Here is a 17,943-nt window from a genome sequence, read left to right as displayed (position 1 = left end):
CGTTCACGTGGTGCAGACCAGGTACCGGAACACGTTGGACATCCACACCGTGCCGTCCGGGCGCCGGTGCGGGTGCAGGGCCTCGGCGAGCTCCTTCTCCACCTGCCACCGGTCCGTCGCCCGGACCGCCGCCTCGAACAGCCGGGTCGACAGCAGACCGCGCACCGCGCTGTCCATGTCCGCGTAACCGAACGGGCAGGCCACCCTGCCCGAACCGTCCGGCCGCAGCCCGGCCCTGAAGGCCACGTCCTCCAGATCGTCGCGGCGCGGTCCGCGCCAGCCCCCGCCCGGTCCGCGCCCGTCGTCGGCGAGCCGCCCGGCCACCCGGAGCACCGCCTCGGTGGCGCACCGCTCCGGCGGCCCCCAGCCGGTCAGGACCACCGTGGCGCGCCGGTCCGCCGACGGCACGGCGGTCTCCAGCGCCCGGACCAGCTCCTCGCCGTCGCCCGCCTCGCAGCCGATCGGGGTGAACGCGGTGATCAGGTTGTGCGGCCCGTCGTCCGCCGCGGCGGCGACCTCGTCCGTGAGCAGCGGTGCGGCGGCCGGTGCGCCGCGGTCATCCGGCGCGGGCAGCAGCCGGGCCCGGGCGAGGGCGAGCCGGTCGGGGTCGGTGTCCACGCCGGTGACTCCGGCGCCCCGGCCCACGGCCATCAGCAGCGCCAGACCGGAGCCGCAGCCGAGCGAGAGCATCCGCGTGGCGGGCCCGACCTCAAGGCGCGTGTACACCGCTTCGTACAGCGGTGCCAGCATCCGTTCCTGGATCTCCGCCCAGTCGCGGGCGCGGGAGGCGCCGTCCGCGGGGGCGGACGACTCCGTGTGCCGGTGGTGCCGAACGAGCGTTGGTGTCATGGAATGCGCCCCAATCCGCCGAGGTTGCCGGTTCTGCCGATCGGTCGTGCCCGAGTGGACGGCCGTCCCGTCCAGGTGACGCGCGCTTCCCCCGTATGCCAGAGAACTGCGCATCCGCCGCCGCGTCCAGAGGTCTGCGGGGCGGGGTTGTCCGCACTGCCGTCCGGCGCGCGACGGCACCGGCGGACCCGGACGGCGGGGACGCCCCGGGTGGTCCGTCCCGTCCTCCGCCGGTCCCAGTCTGACCCGACACGCCGGTGGAGGCACGTCGAGCACGTCAGGGCGGTGCGGGTACCCTCGCCCCCTGCCGTCCGCGCCCGGAGGGGGCGCGTACCGCGTCTACGCGCGCAGGCGTACGCGCCGCTACGTACCGTCTTGGTGCGAGCTGTGAGGCTTCTCCGCAGATCAGCGCACCCGCCCTCGTCGCGACGCATGAAGGTCAACCGACTGGTACGTGCAAAATATTTGGGATGGCCCGGAATCGGAACACCGAGGGCCCCGCGCTCGTTGGTCACGACGTGAGCACGACACCACCTGTACTTGCCGCAGAGCTGGCGCAGGCGTGGGCCGACATTCAGCGGTACCACCCCGAGCTGCCCGATCTCGCCGCACCCGAGTCCCTGATCGGAGAGTCCTCGTCCGCCTGTGGCGCCGAGCTCTCCTTCGAGCGACTGCTCCACGAGGCAGTCCACGGCATCGCCGCCGCCCGAGGTGTCCGCGACACCTCGCGCGCCGGCCGTTATCACAACCGACGATTCCTGGCGATCGCCGAGGAGCTGGGCCTCGACCATGCCGAGGAGCCCCATCCCAGCAGCGGCTTCTCGCTGGTCACGCTCAACCCCGAGGCCAAGCGCCGCTACCGGCCGACGACGGAACGGCTCCAGCGCGCCCTCAAGGCGCACACCGTGGCCACCGCCGCCGACACCAAGCGCTCCTTCCGCGGCCCGGCCGCCCGGCACGGCTCCTCCGGAGGGGGTGTGCGGGTCAAGGCCGTCTGCGACTGCGGCCGCAACGTCCGCGTGGTCCCCTCGGTCCTCGCCCAGGCGCCGATCGTCTGCGGCGGCTGCGGAAAACCGTTCAGAATCCCGGAGACCGCGGTCGCGGTGGGGTGAGCCGATGGGGTGTGGCACAATGGCTAGCTGTACTCGACAGTCGCACAGGACCCCTCTCTCCTCCGGCTGACGCGTCCATCGGGCACCCGAGTACCGCAACCCCACGTGGCATTTTCGTTGTGCCCAACCACGTCATAGACCAGGAGACACCACTTCCGTGGCAGTCAAGATCAAGCTGAAGCGTCTGGGCAAGATCCGTTCGCCTCACTACCGCATCGTCGTCGCCGACTCCCGTACCCGCCGTGACGGCCGGGCCATCGAGGAGATCGGTCTGTACCACCCGGTGCAGAACCCGTCGCGCATCGAGGTCAACTCGGAGCGTGCGCAGTACTGGCTGTCCGTCGGCGCCCAGCCGACCGAGCCGGTCCTCGCGATCCTGAAGCTCACCGGCGACTGGCAGGCGCACAAGGGCCTTCCGGCCCCCGCGCCGCTGCTGCAGCCGGAGCCCAAGGCCGACAAGCGCGCCCTGTTCGAGGCCCTCGCCGGCGACGGTGAGGAGTCGAAGGGCGAGGCCATCACGCCGAAGGCGAAGAAGGCCGACAAGAAGGCGGACGAGGCTGCGGCCGCCTCCGCCGAGTCGACCGAGGCCTGAGCATGCTCGAGGAGGCTCTCGAGCACCTCGTGAAAGGCATCGTCGACAACCCCGACGATGTGCAGGTCGCCTCGCGCAACCTGCGCCGTGGCCGTGTGCTGGAGGTCCGGGTCCACCCCGACGACCTCGGCAAGGTGATCGGCCGCAACGGCCGCACCGCACGCGCGCTGCGTACCGTCGTGGGCGCCATCGGCGGCCGTGGCATCCGCGTCGACCTCGTCGATGTGGACCAGGTTCGCTGACAGAGTTGAACACCGGCACGGGCCGGGGAGGGCCAAGCGCCCGCCCCGGCCCGTCGTCGTACGACAGGAGAGAAATCAGGTGCAGTTGGTAGTCGCGCGGATCGGTCGCGCCCACGGCATCAAGGGCGAGGTCACCGTCGAGGTGCGCACGGACGAGCCGGAGCTGCGGCTCGCGCCCGGCGCCGTCCTGGCCACCGACCCCGCCACGGCGGGCCCGCTGACGATCGAGACCGGCCGGGTGCACAGCGGCAGGCTGCTGCTGCGCTTCGAGGGCGTGAAGGACCGTACGGCCGCCGAGGCGCTGCGCAACACCCTGCTGATCGCCGACGTCGACCCGGCGGAGCTCCCCGAGGACCCCGAGGAGTTCTACGACCACCAGCTGATGGACCTGGACGTGGTCCTCGCCGACGGCACCGCGATCGGCCGGATCACCGAGATCACGCACCTGCCCTCGCAGGACCTCTTCATCGTGGAGCGGCCGGACGGCAGCGAGGTGATGATCCCGTTCGTGGAGGAGATCGTCACCGAGATCGACCTGGACGAGCAGCGCGCGGTGATCACCCCGCCGCCCGGCCTGATCGACGCGAGCGAGGCGGTCGTGGCGTCCGCGCGCGAAGCGGAGTCCGGCTCCGAGGGCTCCGAGCCGAAGGCCGGGGACGCCTGATGCGGCTCGACGTCGTCACGATCTTCCCCGAGTACCTGGAACCGCTGAACGTCTCCCTGGTCGGCAAGGCCCGCACGTCCGGCCGCCTCGACGTCCATGTGCACGACCTGCGCGACTGGACGTACGACCGGCACAACACCGTGGACGACACCCCGTACGGCGGCGGCCCCGGCATGGTCATGAAGACCGAGCCCTGGGGCGAGGCCCTGGACGAGGCCCTGGCGGACGGTTACGAGGCCGGGGCGCGCGCCCCGGTCCTCGTGGTGCCCACGCCGAGCGGCCGGCCGTTCACCCAGGAACTCGCCGTCGAGCTCTCCGAGTGCCCCTGGCTGGTCTTCACCCCGGCCCGCTACGAGGGCATCGACCGGCGTGTGACCGAGGAGTACGCCACCCGGATGCGGGTGGTCGAGGTGTCCATCGGCGACTACGTGCTGGCGGGCGGGGAGGCCGCGGTGCTGGTGATCACCGAGGCGGTGGCCCGGCTGCTGCCCGGCGTCCTCGGCAACGCGGCCTCGCACCAGGACGACTCCTTCGCCCCCGGCGCGATGGCCAATCTGCTGGAGGGCCCGGTCTACACCAAGCCGCCCGAGTGGCGCGGCCGGTCCATCCCCGATGTGCTGCTCAGCGGCCACCACGGGCGGATCGCCCGCTGGCGGCGCGACGAGGCGCTGCGGCGTACGGCCGCCAACCGGCCCGATCTGATCGAGCGGTGCGAGGCGTCCGCCTTCGACAAGAAGGACCGGGAAATGCTGTCGATCCTGGGCTGGTCCCCGGAACCGGGTGGCCGATTTTGGCGCAGGCCCGAGGCCGTGGAAGAATAGGCCGCTGCTGTCCGTCCGGCGTGCGCCCCTGCCACAGGGGGACACGACGCCCGTCCGACGCGACCGGCCCCTAGCATTCACCACTCTCCCGTCGATGACCTGTGGCATCGGCGAAGAAAGCAGACAACATGGCTTCCCTGCTCGACGACGTCAATGCCGCGTCGCTGCGTACCGACATCCCGGCCTTCCGCCCGGGTGACACGGTCAACGTTCACGTCCGCGTGATCGAGGGCAACCGCTCCCGTGTCCAGCAGTTCAAGGGCATCGTCATCCGCCGCCAGGGCGCGGGCGTCAGCGAGACCTTCACGGTCCGCAAGGTCTCCTTCAGCGTCGGCGTCGAGCGCACCTTCCCGGTGCACAGCCCGATCTTCGAGAAGATCGAGCTCGTGACCCGCGGTGACGTCCGTCGCGCCAAGCTGTACTTCCTCCGTGAGCTGCGCGGCAAGGCCGCGAAGATCAAGGAGAAGCGCGACCGCTGAGCTGACTGCCTCGTCCACAGGGTGTCCGGTTAAGCTCTGGCCCCGATGGACACGCAAGCAGAACTCCAGGAGCGCGATCTCTCCTCCGCACCCGATACGGGGCCGGGGGAGGGGTCGCGCTCTTCGCGTGTCCGCGCCCGCCTCGCCGGACTCATGTCGTGGCGGCTGTCCTGGCGGGGGACGCTCGGGCTCGGCGCCCTCTGCGCGGTGTTCGTGCTCCTGTTCAGCACCTTCGTGGTGCAGCCGTTCCTGATCCCCAGCGGTTCGATGGAGCGGACGCTCCGGGTGGGCGACCGGGTGCTCGTCAACAAACTCGCGTACCGCTTCGGCGCCGTCCCGCGCCGCGGTGACGTGGTGGTCTTCGACGGCACCGGCTCGTTCGTACGCGAAGAGGCGGAGCAGAACCCCGTCACCGCGCTGCTGCACGGGGCCGCCGCGTCCCTCGGGCTCGCCGAGCCCGCCGAGACCGACTTCGTGAAGCGGGTGGTGGGCGTGGGCGGCGACCGGGTGGTCTGCTGCGACGCACGGGGCCGCATCGAGGTGAACGGCCGGCCGCTGGACGAGGACTACCTCTTCCCCGGGGACGCGCCCTCCGAGGTGCCCTTCGACATCGTGGTGCCGGAAGGCACCCTGTGGATGATGGGCGACCACCGCGCCCGTTCCCGGGACTCCCGCGACCACCTCGGGGAGCCGGGTGGCGGCATGGTGCCGGTGGAGCGGGTGATCGGGCGGGTCGACTGGTTCGGCTGGCCGCTCGGCCGGGTGGGCTCGCTGCCGGGGACCGCCGCCTTCGACTCCGTACCGGCGCCCGGCTCGTCCCATGGGTAGCCACGGGCGCCACGGTGCCCCGGCGGCGGACGACGGCGCGCGCTCCCTGCCCACCCGGGCCGATCGGCGCAAGCTGGCCCGCAAGGTGAAGCGCAAGCGGCGCCGGTCCGCCGTGCGGGAGATCCCGCTGCTGATCACGGTGGCGCTGCTGATCGCGCTCGTCCTCAAGACCTTCCTCGTGCAGGCATTCGTGATCCCCTCCGGGTCGATGGAGCAGACCATCCGGATCGGCGACCGGGTGCTCGTGGACAAGCTGACGCCCTGGTTCGGCTCGAAGCCGCAGCGCGGCGACGTCGTCGTGTTCCGCAATCCGTCGGACTGGCCGCCGCCGAACCCGGAGAGCCCCGGAGAGTCCCCCGTCGTCGTCAAGCAGGTGAAGCAGGTGCTCACCTTCGTCGGGCTGCTGCCGTCGGACGACGAGCAGGACCTGATCAAGCGGGTCGTGGCCGTCGGCGGCGACACCGTGAAGTGCTGCGCGACGGACGGGAGGCTCCTCGTCAACGGCGTGGCGGTCGAAGAACCGTACGTCTATCCCGGGGATTCACCCTCCACCATCAAATTCGAGGTAAAGGTTCCGGCGGGCCGCCTCTTCGTCATGGGGGACCACCGCTCCAATTCCGCCGATTCGCGCTTCCACATGGACAAGACGGCGAACGGCACGATCTCCGAGGACGCGGTCGTCGGACGGGCCAAATGGATCGTCTGGCCCTTCGGCCACTGGGCCGGCCTGGAGGAGCGCTCGGCGTTCGCCTCGGTCCCGGACGCGCGCGCCGGTCCGGTGGGCGCCTCGGGGCCGTCGAATAGTGTGTCCAGTGATCCAGGCGGATTGATCCGGCTCCCGACCCCTGCGGAACTCCCGCTCGTTATGGGAGTGGTGGGCCTGCGTCGGCTAGGACGCGGGCGGTGGCACGGAGTAAGGAGTGGATGTGGGGGATGTGGCGGTCGGCGCACGATCCGGACACGACGAACCCGAGGACCGGCCGGGCCGTCCGGCGCATTCCGAGTCCGCCGGTGCGGCGGAGGACGGGACGACGGTGAGCGGTACGGAAGCTGACGGCGGCGAGTCCGGGGGCAGCACGGCCCGGAAGAAGAATCCCCGCCCGTTCTGGAAGGAGCTGCCGCTCCTCATCGGCGTCGCCCTGGTCCTGGCGCTGCTGATCAAGACGTTTCTGGTGCAGGCGTTCTCGATTCCGTCGGATTCGATGCAGAACACGTTGCAGCGGGGTGACCGGGTCCTGGTGGACAAGCTGACGCCGTGGTTCGGGTCGGAGCCGGAGCGCGGCGAGGTCGTCGTCTTCCACGACCCGGGCGGCTGGCTGGAGGACAGCCAGGCCCCCGAGCCGAACGCGGTGCAGAAGTTCCTGAGCTTCATCGGCCTGATGCCGTCCGCCGAGGAGAAGGACCTGATCAAGCGGGTCATCGCGATCGGCGGTGACACCGTGGAGTGCAAGAAGGGCGGCCCGGTCGAGGTCAACGGCAAGGCGCTGGACGACAAGTCCTTCATCTTCGAGGGCAACAGCGCCTGCGACGACGAGCCGTTCGGGCCGATCAAGATCCCGAAGGACCGGATCTGGGTCATGGGCGACCACCGGCAGAACTCCCTGGACTCGCGTTACCACCAGAACCTGCCGGGCGGCGGCACCGTCTCCAACGACGAGGTGGTCGGCCGGGCCATCGTGATCGCCTGGCCGGTCAGCCGCTGGGCGACCCTCCCGATCCCGAAGACCTTCGACCAGCCCGGCATCAACGCCGCCGCCGCGGCCGCCCCGGGGGTGATCGGCCTCGCGGGTGCGGTGCCCCTGGTGCTCTGGCGCAGGCGGCGCCGGACCACGACCGCCGGCACAGTGAGGAACGACGCGTGAGCGACCTGGCAGACGGAGCACGGTCCGAGCAGGAGCGGTCCGCGGAGCCTTCCGACGCGCATCCTTCCTACGCGGAGCCTTCCGCCTCCGAGCCGGAGACCGGCACGGACGGCGGCACCGACGGCACCGCCGACAAGAAGAAGAGCAGCCGCCCGTTCTGGAAGGAGCTGCCGCTCCTCATCGGCATCGCGCTGGTCCTGGCGCTGTTCATCAAGACGTTTCTGGTGCAGGCGTTCTCGATTCCGTCGGATTCGATGCAGAACACGTTGCAGCGGGGTGACCGGGTCCTGGTGGACAAGCTGACGCCGTGGTTCGGGTCGGAGCCGGAGCGCGGCGAGGTCGTCGTCTTCCACGACCCGGACGGCTGGCTGGACGACGAGCCGACCCCGAAGCCCAACGCCGCGCAGAAGTTCCTGAGCTTCGTCGGGCTGATGCCGTCCGCCGAGGAGAAGGACCTGATCAAGCGGGTCATCGCGGTCGCCGGTGACACCGTGGAGTGCAAGAAGGGCGGCCCGGTCGAGGTCAACGGCAAGGCGCTCACCGAGCCCTACGTCTTCCCCGGCAACAGCGCCTGCGACGACATGCCCTTCGGCCCGTTCAAGGTGCCGGACGGCAAGATCTGGGTGATGGGCGACCACCGCCAGGACTCGGCGGACTCCCGGTACCACACCGACGACGCCAACAAGGGCTTCGTCCCGGTGAGCCAGGTCGTGGGCCGGGCCGTGGTCGTCGCGTGGCCGGTGAACCGCTGGTCCGTGCTGTCCGTCCCGGACACCTTCGACCAGCCCGGGATCAGCGCCGCGGCCGGTGCCGCACCGGGCGTCCTGGGGCTCGCGGGCGCGCTGCCGCTCGTCCTCCGGCGCAGGCGGAGGCTGACCGCCGGGCGTACTGCCGGGTAGGGTGCCCACGCGGATCAGCGATTGTCGATCTCCGATGGGGGACGCCGGTATGGGTGCAACAGGTCGTACGGACGACGGCCGCGGCCGGCTGGGCAGCAGGCTGTCCGGGGCGGCGGTGGCCCTCGGCTGCCTGCTCTTCCTCGGCGGCTTCGTCTGGGGCGCGTTCGTCTACCAGCCCTACACGGTGCCCACCGGGTCGATGACGCCGACGGTCGAAGCGGGCGACAAGGTCCTCGCGCAGCGCGTGGACGGCAGCGAGGTCCGGCGCGGCGACGTCGTGGTGTTCACCGACACGGAGTGGGGTGACACCCCCATGGTGAAGCGGGTCGTCGGGGTCGGCGGCGACAAGATCGCCTGCTGCGGCAAGGACGGCCGCCTCACGGTCAACGGCATACCCATGGACGAACCGTATCTGCGGTCGTCCGGCCGCGCCGCGGCCCAGGACTTCACGGCCGAGGTCCCCCAGGGCCGGCTCTTCCTGCTGGGCGACGACCGCACGGTCTCGCTGGACTCCCGGGTCCACCTGGAGGACGCCACCCACGGCTCGGTGCCCCGGGACGCGGTGGAGTCCAGGGTCGACGCCGTCGCCTGGCCGCTGGGCTCCATGATCGACCGGCCCGAGGCGTTCGCCGCGCTGCCGGGCGGCGTCTCGTCGCCCGGGCCGCTGGGACTCCAGCTGACCGCCATGGCGGTGGGCATCGTGCTCATCCTGGGCGGGGCGGCGTACGGCCCGCTCGCGGCCCGTGCCGCCCGGCCGAAGCGGAGCGCGAAGCCCGAGGCGGCCGCCGGTGTCCGCTGAGGTGCGCAGGGTCGCCCGCCTGGTGCTCCTCGACCCGGACGACCGGATTCTGCTGATGCACGGCTTCGAACCGGAGGACCCGGACCGGACCTGGTGGTTCACGCCGGGCGGTGGCCTGGAGGGCGACGAGACCCACGAGGCGGCGGCGCTGCGCGAGCTGGCCGAGGAGACCGGGATCACCGACGTCGAACTGGGCACGGTGATCTGGCGGCGCTCGTGCTCCTTCACCTTCGACGGCCGGCGATGGGACCAGGACGAGTGGTACTTCCTGGCCCGTACGGCACAGACCGCCACGGACACCAGCGGCCACACATGGCTGGAACGCCGCAGTGTCACAGGGTTGAGGTGGTGGACCTCCGCCGAACTGTCGGCGGCGCGTGAGACGGTGTACCCCACCGGGCTCGCCGACCTGCTCCGGAGGCTGCTCGACGAGGGCCCTCCGCCTACGCCGGTGGACCTGGCCCCCGGAAGCGGCTGAGCGGCCGGGGCGCCGGAGCCCGGCGCACAATGGGGAAACGCACGGCTGAAGGGGAACATGCCAATGAGCGCCGAGGACCTCGAGAAGTACGAGACCGAGATGGAGCTGAAGCTCTACCGGGAGTACCGCGATGTCGTCGGTCTGTTCAAATTCGTGATCGAGACCGAACGGCGCTTCTACCTCACCAACGACTACGAGATGCAGGTGCACTCGGTCCAGGGCGAGGTGTTCTTCGAGGTGTCCATGGCGGACGCCTGGGTCTGGGACATGTACCGGCCCGCCCGGTTCGTGAAGCAGGTACGGGTACTGACGTTCAAGGACGTCAACATCGAGGAGCTCAACAAGAGCGATCTCGAACTTCCGAGTGGCTGAGTTATCCACAATCGCCCGCTTGTCCACCAAGATCCACTGAAGTAGGGGGGGCGCGTCAGAGTCGGTGCCGGAGGTGGTGCCGATATGAACGCACGGGGGGCTCTCGGGCGGTACGGCGAGGACCTGGCGGCGCGGCTGCTGGCCGACGCCGGCATGTCCGTACTGGAACGGAACTGGCGCTGTCGCGCCGGTGAGATCGACATCGTCGCGATGGACGGGGACGCGCTCGTCATCTGCGAGGTGAAGACCCGCAGAGCGGGCGGGTACGAGCATCCGATGGCCGCGGTCACCCCGGCCAAGGCCGAGCGGCTGCGCCGGCTGGCCGCGCTCTGGCTGGAGCGGCACGGCGGCCCGCCGCCGGGTGGGGTGCGCATCGACCTGGTCGGGGTGGTGCTGCCCCAGCGCGGCGCGCCCCTGGCCGAGCACGCGCGGGGGGTGGCCTGATGGGGTTCGCGCGTGCCTGCTCGGTCGCCCTGGTGGGCGTCGAGGGCGTGGTGGTGGAGGTCCAGGCGGACCTGGAGGCCGGCGTGGCCGCGTTCACGCTGGTGGGCCTGCCCGACAAGAGCCTGGTGGAGAGCCGGGACCGGGTCAGGGCGGCCGTGGTCAACTCCGGGGCGGAGTGGCCGCAGAAGAAGCTCACCGTGGGGCTGTCCCCGGCCTCGGTGCCCAAGAGTGGTTCGGGCTTCGATCTGGCCGTGGCGTGCGCGGTCCTGGGCGCGGCGGAGCGCATCGACCCCAAGTCGATCGCCGACGTGGTGATGATCGGTGAGCTGGGGCTCGACGGCCGGGTGCGCCCGGTGCGGGGGGTGCTGCCCGCGGTCCTGGCGGCGGCCGACGCCGGCTACCGCCAGGTGGTCGTCCCGGAACAGACCGCGGGCGAGGCGGCCCTCGTCCCCGGTGTCTCCGTGCTCGGGGTGCGCAGCCTGCGGCAGCTGATCGCGGTGCTGTGCGACGAACCGGTGCCGGACGAACAGCGGTCCGACGAGGAGGGGCGCCCCGATCCGATGCTCGCGGGGCTGATGGTGCCCGGCGCCGGACTGGGCACCGGCCTCGCCCGGGGCTCGGCGGCCGGGGACCGCGCCCGGCCGGACCTGGCGGACGTGGCGGGCCAGGAGCGGCCGCGCAAGGCCCTGGAGGTCGCCGCGGCCGGCGGCCACCACCTGCTGCTGACCGGCCCGCCGGGCGCCGGCAAGACCATGCTGGCCGAGCGCATGCCCGCGATCCTGCCGCCGCTCACCCGGCAGCAATCCCTCGAAGTGACCGCCGTCCACTCGGTGGCCGGCATCCTGCCACCGGGCGAGCCCTTGATCGCCCGGGCCCCGTACTGCGCCCCGCACCACTCGGCGACCATGCAGTCGCTGGTCGGCGGGGGCAACGGACTGCCCAGGCCAGGAGCCGTCTCGCTCGCCCATCGCGGAATCCTCTTCCTGGACGAGGCGCCGGAGTTCTCCGTGAAGGCACTGGACGCGCTGCGCCAGCCCCTGGAGTCCGGGCACGTCGTGGTCGCCCGCAGCGCGGGGGTGGTGCGGCTGCCGGCCCGGTTCCTGATGATGCTCGCGGCCAACCCGTGCCCCTGCGGGCGGCACACCCTGAGCGGTGACGGCTGCGACTGCCCGCCGTCGGCGGTGCGGCGCTATCAGGCCCGGCTCTCCGGGCCGCTGCTCGACCGGGTGGATCTCAGGGTGACCGTGGCCCCGGTCACCCGGGAGGACCTGATGGGCCGGGGCGGCCGGGGCGAGTCCACGGCGACCGTCGCCGCCCGGGTGCGGGAGGCCCGGGACCGGGCGGCCGAGCGGCTGGCCGGCACGCCCTGGACGACCAACAGCGAGGTGCCCGGCCACGAGTTGCGGACCCGGCTGGCCGCGGCCCCGGGGGCGCTGATGGCGGCCGAGCGGGACATGGAGCGCGGGCTGCTCACGGCCCGGGGACTGGACCGGGTGCTGCGGGTGGCGTGGACGGTGGCGGACCTGCGCGGCGCGGCCCGCCCCGACGCCTCGGACGTGGCGGCGGCCCTGGAACTGCGCAGCGGCATCCCACGCGGGGTGCCGCTGGGAGCGGGGGCACCGTGACGGGCCACGGGGGAGCGGGGCTCGCGTACGGCGCGGGGGAGGGGGGCCCGGTCCCCGGGGCGGCCGGAGGCGCCGGCCCGGGGACGGCCGGGAGTACGGGCCCGGGGCCGGCCGGAGGCGCGGAGTCCGCGGAGCGGCTGGCGCGGGCGGCGCTGACCCGGGTGCTGGAGCCCGGCGACGAGCGGGGCGGTCGGTGGCTGCGGGAGTGCGGCGCGGTGGGCCTGTGGCGGCGGATCACGGACCCGGCCGGGGAGGCGGAGCGGCTGCGCGGCATGACGGCGCGGCGGCTCGCGGGCTACCGGCTCCGGGCCGCCCGGGCCGACCCGGAGCGGGACCTGGCCGCCGTCGCGGCGGTCGGCGGACGCTTCGTCTGTCCCGGCGACCGGGAGTGGCCGACGCAGCTGGACGACCTGGGCGACGCGCGGCCGACCGGGCTGTGGGTGCGGGGCGGGCCCGATCTGCGGCTCTGGGCGCTGCGCTCGGTCGCCGTGGTGGGCGCCCGCGCCTGCACCCCGTACGGGGCCCACATGGCGACGACGTTGGGCGCGGGGCTCGCGGAGCGCGGCTGGGTGGTGGTCTCGGGCGCCGCCTTCGGGGTGGACGGCGCGGCGCACCGGGGTGCGCTGGCGGCGGGCGGGGCGACGGTCGCGGTGCTGGCCTGCGGGGTGGACGTCGTCTATCCGCCGGGACACGCCGAGCTGATCGCGCGGGTGGCCGGGCAGGGGCTCGTCATCGGTGAGCTCCCGCCGTCCGAGCACCCGACGCGGAGCCGGTTCGTCCTGCGGAACAGGGTGATCGCCGCCCTGACGCGGGGGACGGTGGTCGTGGAGGCGGAGTACCGCAGCGGTTCGCTGGTGACGGCGCGGGTCGCGCAGCGGCTGGGGCGCTTCACCATGGGGGTTCCGGGGCCGGCGACCAGCGGTCTGTCCGCCGGTGTCCACGAACTCCTGCGCGGCGAGGGCGTGCTGGTGACGGACGCCGCCGAAGTGGCCGAGCTGGTGGGCGACATCGGGGACCTGGCGCCGGTCCGGAGCGGTCCGGTGCTGGACCGGGACCTGCTCGACGCCGTCGCCGGGCGGGTGCTGGAGGCCCTTCCGGCGCGCGCCGCCGTCGATGCCCGGGAGGTGGCGCGGGGCGCCGGGACCAGCGTGGACGAGGCCCTCGGCAAGTTGTACGAACTGCACTCACTGGGATACGTCGAACGCGTGGGCGAGGGATGGAGGTTGACGCGGAGGCCGACTTGCCGGGACGACGTGCGGCGAGGCGGTTCTTGACCCGGGGCATTCGGGTGAAAAGGTGATGCCGATGACCTCGGCGGACGCTTCGACGGTGGCCCCGGGGCCGGTGCCTGCGGCGACGGCCCCGGGTGCCCGACGCGTCCGCACCCCGGCGGGCTGTCATGTTCGCGGCCGGTGCGCGCGTCATGTCCGCAGGCCCGGGGGCGCCCGGCCGTCATCCTCTATCCTGCGCGCACCGCGACGACTCAGTCACGCTACGCTCACAAGGATTCCGCCCCAGAGACACGTCCCAGTACTTCACGGCAGAACGGCTCAAGGCACCACATGCCCCAGCACACCTCCGGGTCTGGCCGCGCGGCAGTACCACCGGCTGCGCGTGGCACTGTGCGCCCTCCCGCCCCGTCCTCGCTCGACGAGTTGTGGCGCTCGTACAAGACGACCGGCGACGGGCGGCTGCGGGAGCAGCTGATCCTGCACTACTCGCCCCTGGTCAAGTACGTCGCCGGGCGGGTGAGCGTGGGCCTGCCGTCCAACGTCGAGCAGGCGGACTTCGTCTCGTCCGGGGTGTTCGGGCTGATCGACGCGATCGAGAAGTTCGACATCGAACGGGCCATCAAGTTCGAGACGTACGCGATCACCCGCATCCGGGGCGCGATGATCGACGAGCTCCGGGCGCTGGACTGGATTCCGCGTTCGGTGCGGCAGAAGGCCCGCGCCGTCGAACGCGCCTACGCGACGCTGGAGGCGCAGCTGCGCCGCACCCCGTGCGAGGCGGAGGTCGCGGCCGAGATGGGCGTCACGCTGGACGAACTGCACGCCGTCTTCAGCCAGTTGTCCCTGGCCAACGTGGTCGCGCTGGAGGAGCTGCTGCATGTCGGCGGCGAGGGCGGCGACCGGCTGAGCCTGATGGACACGCTGGAGGACACCGCCGCGGACGACCCGGTGGAGGTGGCGGAGGACCGGGAGCTGAGGCGGCTGCTCGCCCGGGCGATCAACACCCTTCCGGACCGCGAGAAGACGGTCGTCACGCTCTACTACTACGAGGGACTGACCCTCGCCGAGATCGGCAACGTCCTCGGGGTCACCGAGAGCCGGGTCAGCCAGATCCACACCAAGTCGGTGCTCCAGCTCCGCGCGAAACTGGCGGACGCCGGGCGCTGAACGGGCCCGCCGGGCGCCCGGGCCGGCCACCTCGGCCCGCGCGCGTACCTCTGGGCGGCGGTCGCCGTAGAGTGGAGCCGTGCCCAGGATTCGAGCGGCCTCCGTGGCCGAGCACCGGACCATGCAGCGCGGCGCCCTCCTGGACGCAGCGCGCTCCCTCCTGTCCGAAGGGGGCACGGAAGCGCTGACCTTCCCCGCCCTCGCCGAACGCACGGGCCTCGCCCGGTCCTCCGTCTACGAGTACTTCCGCTCCCGCGCCGCCGTCGTGGAAGAGCTCTGCGCCGTCGACTTCCCCGTCTGGGCGGCCGAGGTGGAGAGCGCGATGGAGCGGGCGGGGACGCCCGAGGAGAAGATCGAGGCGTACGTACGGCGCCAGCTCGACCTGGTCGGGGACCGGCGCCACCGGGCCGTGGTCGCGATCTCCGCCAGCGAGCTGGACGCGGGCGCCCGCGAGAAGATCCGGGCCGCGCACGGCGGGCTGATCGCCATGATCGTGGAGGCGCTCGGCGACCTCGGCCACGCGGAGCCCCGCCTGGCCGCCATGCTGCTCCAGGGCTCCGTGGACGCCGCCGTCCGGCGCATCGAGCTGACCGTCGCGGAGGAGCCCGGCGTCATCGCCGATACCGCCGTCGCCATGATCCTCGACGGCGTCCGGGGCGCCGGCACCCGCGACTGACCCCACCGCGACGCCCGACGCCACGGCGCGGCGAGCGCCACCAGCAGGGCGGACCCGAGGGCCCCGTGCGGGGCCGGTGCCCCCGCCCCCGGCGGCTCCGGCACCCCGTACACCGGCAGCAGGCGGGACGGGCCGCGCCGCAGCAGTGACGGTGGCAGCAGCGACAGCGGGTCCAGATAGGCGTCCCCCCGGCGCAGCCCCCAGTGCAGGCAGCCCGCCGCGCAGTGCGACGGCCCCGCCTCCAGCACCGCCACCACCTGCCCCGCCGCCACCTCGTCGCCCTCCGTGACCAGCGGGCGCACCGGCTCGTAGGTGGTCCGCAGCGGTGGGTCGCCGGTCCCCGCGAGCTCGACGGAGACCACCCCGCGCCCGGCGACCGCCCCGGCGAACGAGACCCGGCCCGCAGCGGCGGCCAGCACCTCGGTGCCCGGCGCGGCGGCCAGGTCCACACCCCGGTGGCCCGGCCCGTAGGGCCCGGCGGGCGGTTCCCATCCCCGTACCACCGCGGGACGCCCGGCCAGCGGCCAGACACGTTCGCCGGTGCCCGCCGCCGCGGCGGCGCCCGGCCAAGCGCCCCACGCCGCCAGCGCGGCGAGCACGACGGCCCAGGGCAGCCGCCACCGCGCCCCTTCGCTTGTGATTCGCATGGCACCACCGTCCCCCGGGCCCCGCCCGCGTGGGGATCACGAGCCGGATCTGTGGACTACCAGCCGGTTGTGGACAGCGCCGTCACCCGGGACCCGGACGGTCCCGTACACTTCTTCTGGCGACCCGGGTCACCGGGTCGACTTCGCACGCCCCGCCACCACCCGTTCAGCGGAGGTGGCCGCGCCCCTCGGTCCCTTGCGGCACGGCGCGCCGGGGCGTCAGGCGCGGCGGTAATCCTGCTGCCGCGGCAACCGAGAAAACCAAGGAGTACGGCCATGGCCGTCGTCACGATGCGGGAGCTGCTGGAAAGCGGCGTCCACTTCGGTCACCAGACCCGTCGCTGGAACCCGAAGATGAAGCGCTTCATCTTCACCGAGCGCAACGGCATCTACATCATCGACCTGCTCCAGTCGCTGTCGTACATCGACCGCGCCTACGAGTTCGTCAAGGAGACCGTCGCGCACGGCGGCTCCATCATGTTCGTGGGTACGAAGAAGCAGGCCCAGGAGGCCATCGCCGAGCAGGCGACGCGCGTCGGCATGCCGTACGTCAACCAGCGCTGGCTCGGTGGCATGCTCACCAACTTCTCCACCGTCTACAAGCGCCTTCAGCGCCTGAAGGAGCTGGAGCTCATCGACTTCGAGGACGTGGCCGCCTCCGGCCTCACCAAGAAGGAGCTCCTGGTCCTCTCCCGCGAGAAGGCCAAGCTGGAGAAGACCCTCGGTGGTATCCGCGAGATGCAGAAGGTGCCGAGCGCCGTCTGGGTCGTCGACACCAAGAAGGAGCACATCGCCGTCGGTGAGGCGCGCAAGCTCCACATCCCGGTCGTCGCGATCCTCGACACCAACTGCGACCCCGACGAGGTCGACTACAAGATTCCGGGCAACGACGACGCGATCCGCTCCGTCACCCTGCTCACCCGCGTGATCGCCGACGCCGTCGCCGAGGGCCTCATCGCCCGCTCCGGCGCCGCCACCGGCGACTCGAAGCCGGGCGAGAAGGCCGCCGGCGAGCCCCTCGCCGAGTGGGAGCGCGACCTGCTCGAGGGCGACAAGAAGGCCGACGCCGAGGTCCAGTCCTCCGTCGAGACCGAGAAGGACGCCGCCGCCGACGCGGAGCCGGCCGCCATCGCCGCCGAGCAGGCCGAGGCCCCGGCCGCGGACGCCGAGCAGGCCTGACACCCGTCACGGCTGAAGACGGCGGGGACGGTGCACCGGCACCGCCCCGCCGTCCACCCGTAGATCTTTCAGACTTCGAGAGAGAACACAGACTCATGGCGAACTACACCGCCGCTGACGTCAAGAAGCTCCGCGAGCTCACCGGCGCCGGCATGATGGACTGCAAGAAGGCGCTCGACGAGGCCGACGGCAACGTCGACGCCGCCGTCGAGGCGCTCCGCATCAAGGGCCAGAAGGGCGTCGCCAAGCGCGAGGGCCGTTCCGCCGAGAACGGCGCCGTCGTCTCCCTCGTCTCCGAGGACAAGACCTCCGGCGTCCTCGTCGAGCTGAAGTGCGAGACCGACTTCGTCGCCAAGGGCGACAAGTTCCAGGCCGTCGCCAACGCCCTTGCCGCGCACGTCGCCGCGACCTCCCCGGCCGACATCGAGGCGCTCCTCGCCTCCGAGATCGAGCCCGGCAAGACCGTCCAGGCGTACGTGGACGAGGCCAACGCCAACCTCGGCGAGAAGATCGTCCTGGACCGCTTCGCGCAGTTCCAGGGTGCCTTCGTCTCGGTCTACATGCACCGCACCATGCCCGACCTGCCCCCGCAGATCGGCGTGATGGTCGAGCTGGACAAGGCCGACGCCGACCTGGCCAAGGGCCTCGCCCAGCACATCGCCGCCTTCGCGCCGAAGTACCTCTCCCGCGAGGACGTCCCGGCCGAGGTCGTCGAGGCCGAGCGCCGCGTCGCCGAGGAGACCACCCGCGCCGAGGGCAAGCCCGAGGCCGCCCTCCCGAAGATCGTCGAGGGTCGCGTCAACGGCTTCTTCAAGGAGGCCACCCTCCTGGGCCAGCCGTACGCGCTGGACAACAAGAAGTCGGTCCAGAAGGTTCTGGACGAGGCCGGTGTCACCCTGAAGCGCTTCACGCGTATCAAGGTCGGCATCTGAGTCCGTCCGCGTAAAACGGCGGACCCGGTAGGGTCTGGTGCAGT

General features: G+C 72.3%; 21 protein-coding genes and 1 pseudogene. 20 read left to right on the top strand and 2 right to left on the bottom strand.

From position 1 onward, the window contains the following. Positions 1 to 3: 3 nt before the first annotated feature. Positions 4 to 849 (bottom strand): SAM-dependent methyltransferase, encoded by an 846-nt coding sequence (locus tag ACFUJY_RS20120; RefSeq protein ID WP_383301264.1) that lies wholly within the window; start codon positions 847 to 849, stop codon positions 4 to 6. A gap of 518 nt (positions 850 to 1,367) precedes the next feature. Between ACFUJY_RS20120 and ACFUJY_RS20115 the strand changes: the two genes are divergently transcribed. The 18 genes from ACFUJY_RS20115 to ACFUJY_RS20030 all read left to right on the top strand — a co-directional run bounded on the left by ACFUJY_RS20115 (position 1,368) and on the right by ACFUJY_RS20030 (position 15,141). Continuing rightward, positions 1,368 to 1,961, top strand: a complete 594-nt coding sequence (locus ACFUJY_RS20115) for a hypothetical protein (RefSeq protein ID WP_018521397.1) — start codon at positions 1,368 to 1,370, stop codon at positions 1,959 to 1,961. A 157-nt stretch (positions 1,962 to 2,118) separates the two neighbouring features. Then, positions 2,119 to 2,553, top strand: a complete 435-nt coding sequence (rpsP, locus tag ACFUJY_RS20110) for a 30S ribosomal protein S16 (RefSeq protein WP_164400952.1) — start codon at positions 2,119 to 2,121, stop codon at positions 2,551 to 2,553. Positions 2,554 to 2,555: 2 nt separating this feature from the next. Continuing rightward, positions 2,556 to 2,795 (top strand): RNA-binding protein, encoded by a 240-nt coding sequence (locus ACFUJY_RS20105; RefSeq protein ID WP_005311361.1) that lies wholly within the window; start codon positions 2,556 to 2,558, stop codon positions 2,793 to 2,795. A gap of 79 nt (positions 2,796 to 2,874) precedes the next feature. After that, positions 2,875 to 3,459 (top strand): ribosome maturation factor RimM, encoded by a 585-nt coding sequence (rimM, locus tag ACFUJY_RS20100; protein ID WP_383301261.1) that lies wholly within the window; start codon positions 2,875 to 2,877, stop codon positions 3,457 to 3,459. Further along, positions 3,459 to 4,280 (top strand): tRNA (guanosine(37)-N1)-methyltransferase TrmD, encoded by an 822-nt coding sequence (gene trmD / locus ACFUJY_RS20095; protein WP_383301259.1) that lies wholly within the window; start codon positions 3,459 to 3,461, stop codon positions 4,278 to 4,280. Before rimM ends, trmD begins: the two co-directional genes overlap by 1 nt. Before the next feature lie 128 nt (positions 4,281 to 4,408). Beyond that, positions 4,409 to 4,759 carry a 50S ribosomal protein L19 gene (rplS, locus tag ACFUJY_RS20090; protein ID WP_073963715.1) on the top strand — a complete coding sequence of 117 codons (351 nt, stop codon included), beginning with the start codon at positions 4,409 to 4,411 and terminating at the stop codon, positions 4,757 to 4,759. Positions 4,760 to 4,804: 45 nt separating this feature from the next. Beyond that, the gene (gene lepB / locus ACFUJY_RS20085; RefSeq protein WP_383301255.1) at positions 4,805 to 5,587 is read left to right on the top strand and encodes a signal peptidase I; all 783 of its coding nucleotides are present in this window, start codon (positions 4,805 to 4,807) and stop codon (positions 5,585 to 5,587) included. Continuing rightward, positions 5,580 to 6,641, top strand: a complete 1,062-nt coding sequence (gene lepB, locus ACFUJY_RS20080) for a signal peptidase I (RefSeq protein ID WP_383301254.1) — start codon at positions 5,580 to 5,582, stop codon at positions 6,639 to 6,641. Before lepB (ACFUJY_RS20085) ends, lepB (ACFUJY_RS20080) begins: the two co-directional genes overlap by 8 nt. After that, a complete protein-coding gene (gene lepB / locus ACFUJY_RS20075) occupies positions 6,523 to 7,449 on the top strand; it encodes a signal peptidase I (RefSeq protein WP_383301677.1) in 927 nt (308 codons plus the stop codon). Before lepB (ACFUJY_RS20080) ends, lepB (ACFUJY_RS20075) begins: the two co-directional genes overlap by 119 nt. Further along, positions 7,446 to 8,348 carry a signal peptidase I gene (gene lepB / locus ACFUJY_RS20070; RefSeq protein ID WP_383301251.1) on the top strand — a complete coding sequence of 301 codons (903 nt, stop codon included), beginning with the start codon at positions 7,446 to 7,448 and terminating at the stop codon, positions 8,346 to 8,348. Before lepB (ACFUJY_RS20075) ends, lepB (ACFUJY_RS20070) begins: the two co-directional genes overlap by 4 nt. A gap of 49 nt (positions 8,349 to 8,397) precedes the next feature. Beyond that, positions 8,398 to 9,147, top strand: coding sequence for a signal peptidase I (gene lepB, locus ACFUJY_RS20065; RefSeq protein WP_383301249.1), 750 nt, complete (start codon positions 8,398 to 8,400; stop codon positions 9,145 to 9,147). Further along, entirely contained in the window at positions 9,137 to 9,625 is a 489-nt protein-coding gene (locus tag ACFUJY_RS20060) for an NUDIX hydrolase (RefSeq protein ID WP_383301246.1), read from the top strand. The genes lepB (ACFUJY_RS20065) and ACFUJY_RS20060 overlap by 11 nt, the downstream gene beginning before the upstream one ends. A gap of 63 nt (positions 9,626 to 9,688) precedes the next feature. Continuing rightward, a complete protein-coding gene (locus ACFUJY_RS20055) occupies positions 9,689 to 9,997 on the top strand; it encodes a DUF2469 domain-containing protein (RefSeq protein ID WP_018102380.1) in 309 nt (102 codons plus the stop codon). 84 nt (positions 9,998 to 10,081) lie between these two features. After that, entirely contained in the window at positions 10,082 to 10,441 is a 360-nt protein-coding gene (locus ACFUJY_RS20050) for a YraN family protein (protein WP_383301243.1), read from the top strand. Further along, on the top strand, positions 10,441 to 12,066 hold the full coding sequence (locus tag ACFUJY_RS20045) for a YifB family Mg chelatase-like AAA ATPase (protein ID WP_383301240.1): 1,626 nt from the start codon (positions 10,441 to 10,443) through the stop codon (positions 12,064 to 12,066). The genes ACFUJY_RS20050 and ACFUJY_RS20045 overlap by 1 nt, the downstream gene beginning before the upstream one ends. Beyond that, positions 12,063 to 13,340, top strand: a complete 1,278-nt coding sequence (dprA, locus tag ACFUJY_RS20040; RefSeq protein WP_383301237.1) for a DNA-processing protein DprA — start codon at positions 12,063 to 12,065, stop codon at positions 13,338 to 13,340. The genes ACFUJY_RS20045 and dprA overlap by 4 nt, the downstream gene beginning before the upstream one ends. A 288-nt stretch (positions 13,341 to 13,628) precedes the next feature. Further along, the gene (gene whiG / locus ACFUJY_RS20035) at positions 13,629 to 14,465 is read left to right on the top strand and encodes an RNA polymerase sigma factor WhiG (RefSeq protein WP_383301234.1); all 837 of its coding nucleotides are present in this window, start codon (positions 13,629 to 13,631) and stop codon (positions 14,463 to 14,465) included. A 103-nt stretch (positions 14,466 to 14,568) separates the two neighbouring features. Continuing rightward, positions 14,569 to 15,141 carry a TetR/AcrR family transcriptional regulator gene (locus ACFUJY_RS20030; RefSeq protein ID WP_073863156.1) on the top strand — a complete coding sequence of 191 codons (573 nt, stop codon included), beginning with the start codon at positions 14,569 to 14,571 and terminating at the stop codon, positions 15,139 to 15,141. Positions 15,142 to 15,200: 59 nt separating this feature from the next. On the opposite strand, the pseudogene ACFUJY_RS20025 reads toward ACFUJY_RS20030, so the two are convergent. After that, a pseudogene (locus ACFUJY_RS20025) lies at positions 15,201 to 15,704 on the bottom strand (murein hydrolase activator EnvC family protein); the annotation flags it as partial. Between the two features lie 360 nt (positions 15,705 to 16,064). On the opposite strand from ACFUJY_RS20025, the gene rpsB reads away from it, so the two are divergent. Beyond that, positions 16,065 to 16,967, top strand: a complete 903-nt coding sequence (gene rpsB, locus ACFUJY_RS20020) for a 30S ribosomal protein S2 (RefSeq protein WP_143625983.1) — start codon at positions 16,065 to 16,067, stop codon at positions 16,965 to 16,967. A 95-nt stretch (positions 16,968 to 17,062) separates the two neighbouring features. Next, the gene (tsf, locus tag ACFUJY_RS20015; protein WP_018102373.1) at positions 17,063 to 17,899 is read left to right on the top strand and encodes a translation elongation factor Ts; all 837 of its coding nucleotides are present in this window, start codon (positions 17,063 to 17,065) and stop codon (positions 17,897 to 17,899) included. The last annotated feature ends 44 nt before the right edge of the window (positions 17,900 to 17,943 follow it).

This window comes from Streptomyces sp. NPDC057249 (genome assembly GCF_042669245.1).
Classification (GTDB): Bacteria; Actinomycetota; Actinomycetes; order Streptomycetales; family Streptomycetaceae; genus Streptomyces.
This window is presented reverse-complemented; position numbering and strand designations above follow the sequence as displayed.

Excerpts from the sequence above, each read along its gene's own strand:
- ACFUJY_RS20120 (WP_383301264.1), bottom strand. The coding sequence starts at position 849 with ATGACACCAACGCTCGTTCGGCACCACCGGCACACGGAGTCGTCCGCC.
- ACFUJY_RS20105 (WP_005311361.1), top strand. The coding sequence starts at position 2,556 with ATGCTCGAGGAGGCTCTCGAGCACCTCGTGAAAGGCATCGTCGACAAC.
- trmD (WP_383301259.1), top strand. The coding sequence starts at position 3,459 with ATGCGGCTCGACGTCGTCACGATCTTCCCCGAGTACCTGGAACCGCTG.
- rplS (WP_073963715.1), top strand. The coding sequence starts at position 4,409 with ATGGCTTCCCTGCTCGACGACGTCAATGCCGCGTCGCTGCGTACCGAC.
- lepB (WP_383301255.1), top strand. The coding sequence starts at position 4,805 with ATGGACACGCAAGCAGAACTCCAGGAGCGCGATCTCTCCTCCGCACCC.
- lepB (WP_383301254.1), top strand. The coding sequence starts at position 5,580 with ATGGGTAGCCACGGGCGCCACGGTGCCCCGGCGGCGGACGACGGCGCG.
- lepB (WP_383301249.1), top strand. The coding sequence starts at position 8,398 with ATGGGTGCAACAGGTCGTACGGACGACGGCCGCGGCCGGCTGGGCAGC.
- ACFUJY_RS20055 (WP_018102380.1), top strand. The coding sequence starts at position 9,689 with ATGAGCGCCGAGGACCTCGAGAAGTACGAGACCGAGATGGAGCTGAAG.
- ACFUJY_RS20050 (WP_383301243.1), top strand. The coding sequence starts at position 10,082 with ATGAACGCACGGGGGGCTCTCGGGCGGTACGGCGAGGACCTGGCGGCG.
- ACFUJY_RS20045 (WP_383301240.1), top strand. The coding sequence starts at position 10,441 with ATGGGGTTCGCGCGTGCCTGCTCGGTCGCCCTGGTGGGCGTCGAGGGC.
- whiG (WP_383301234.1), top strand. The coding sequence starts at position 13,629 with ATGCCCCAGCACACCTCCGGGTCTGGCCGCGCGGCAGTACCACCGGCT.
- rpsB (WP_143625983.1), top strand. The coding sequence starts at position 16,065 with ATGGCCGTCGTCACGATGCGGGAGCTGCTGGAAAGCGGCGTCCACTTC.
- tsf (WP_018102373.1), top strand. The coding sequence starts at position 17,063 with ATGGCGAACTACACCGCCGCTGACGTCAAGAAGCTCCGCGAGCTCACC.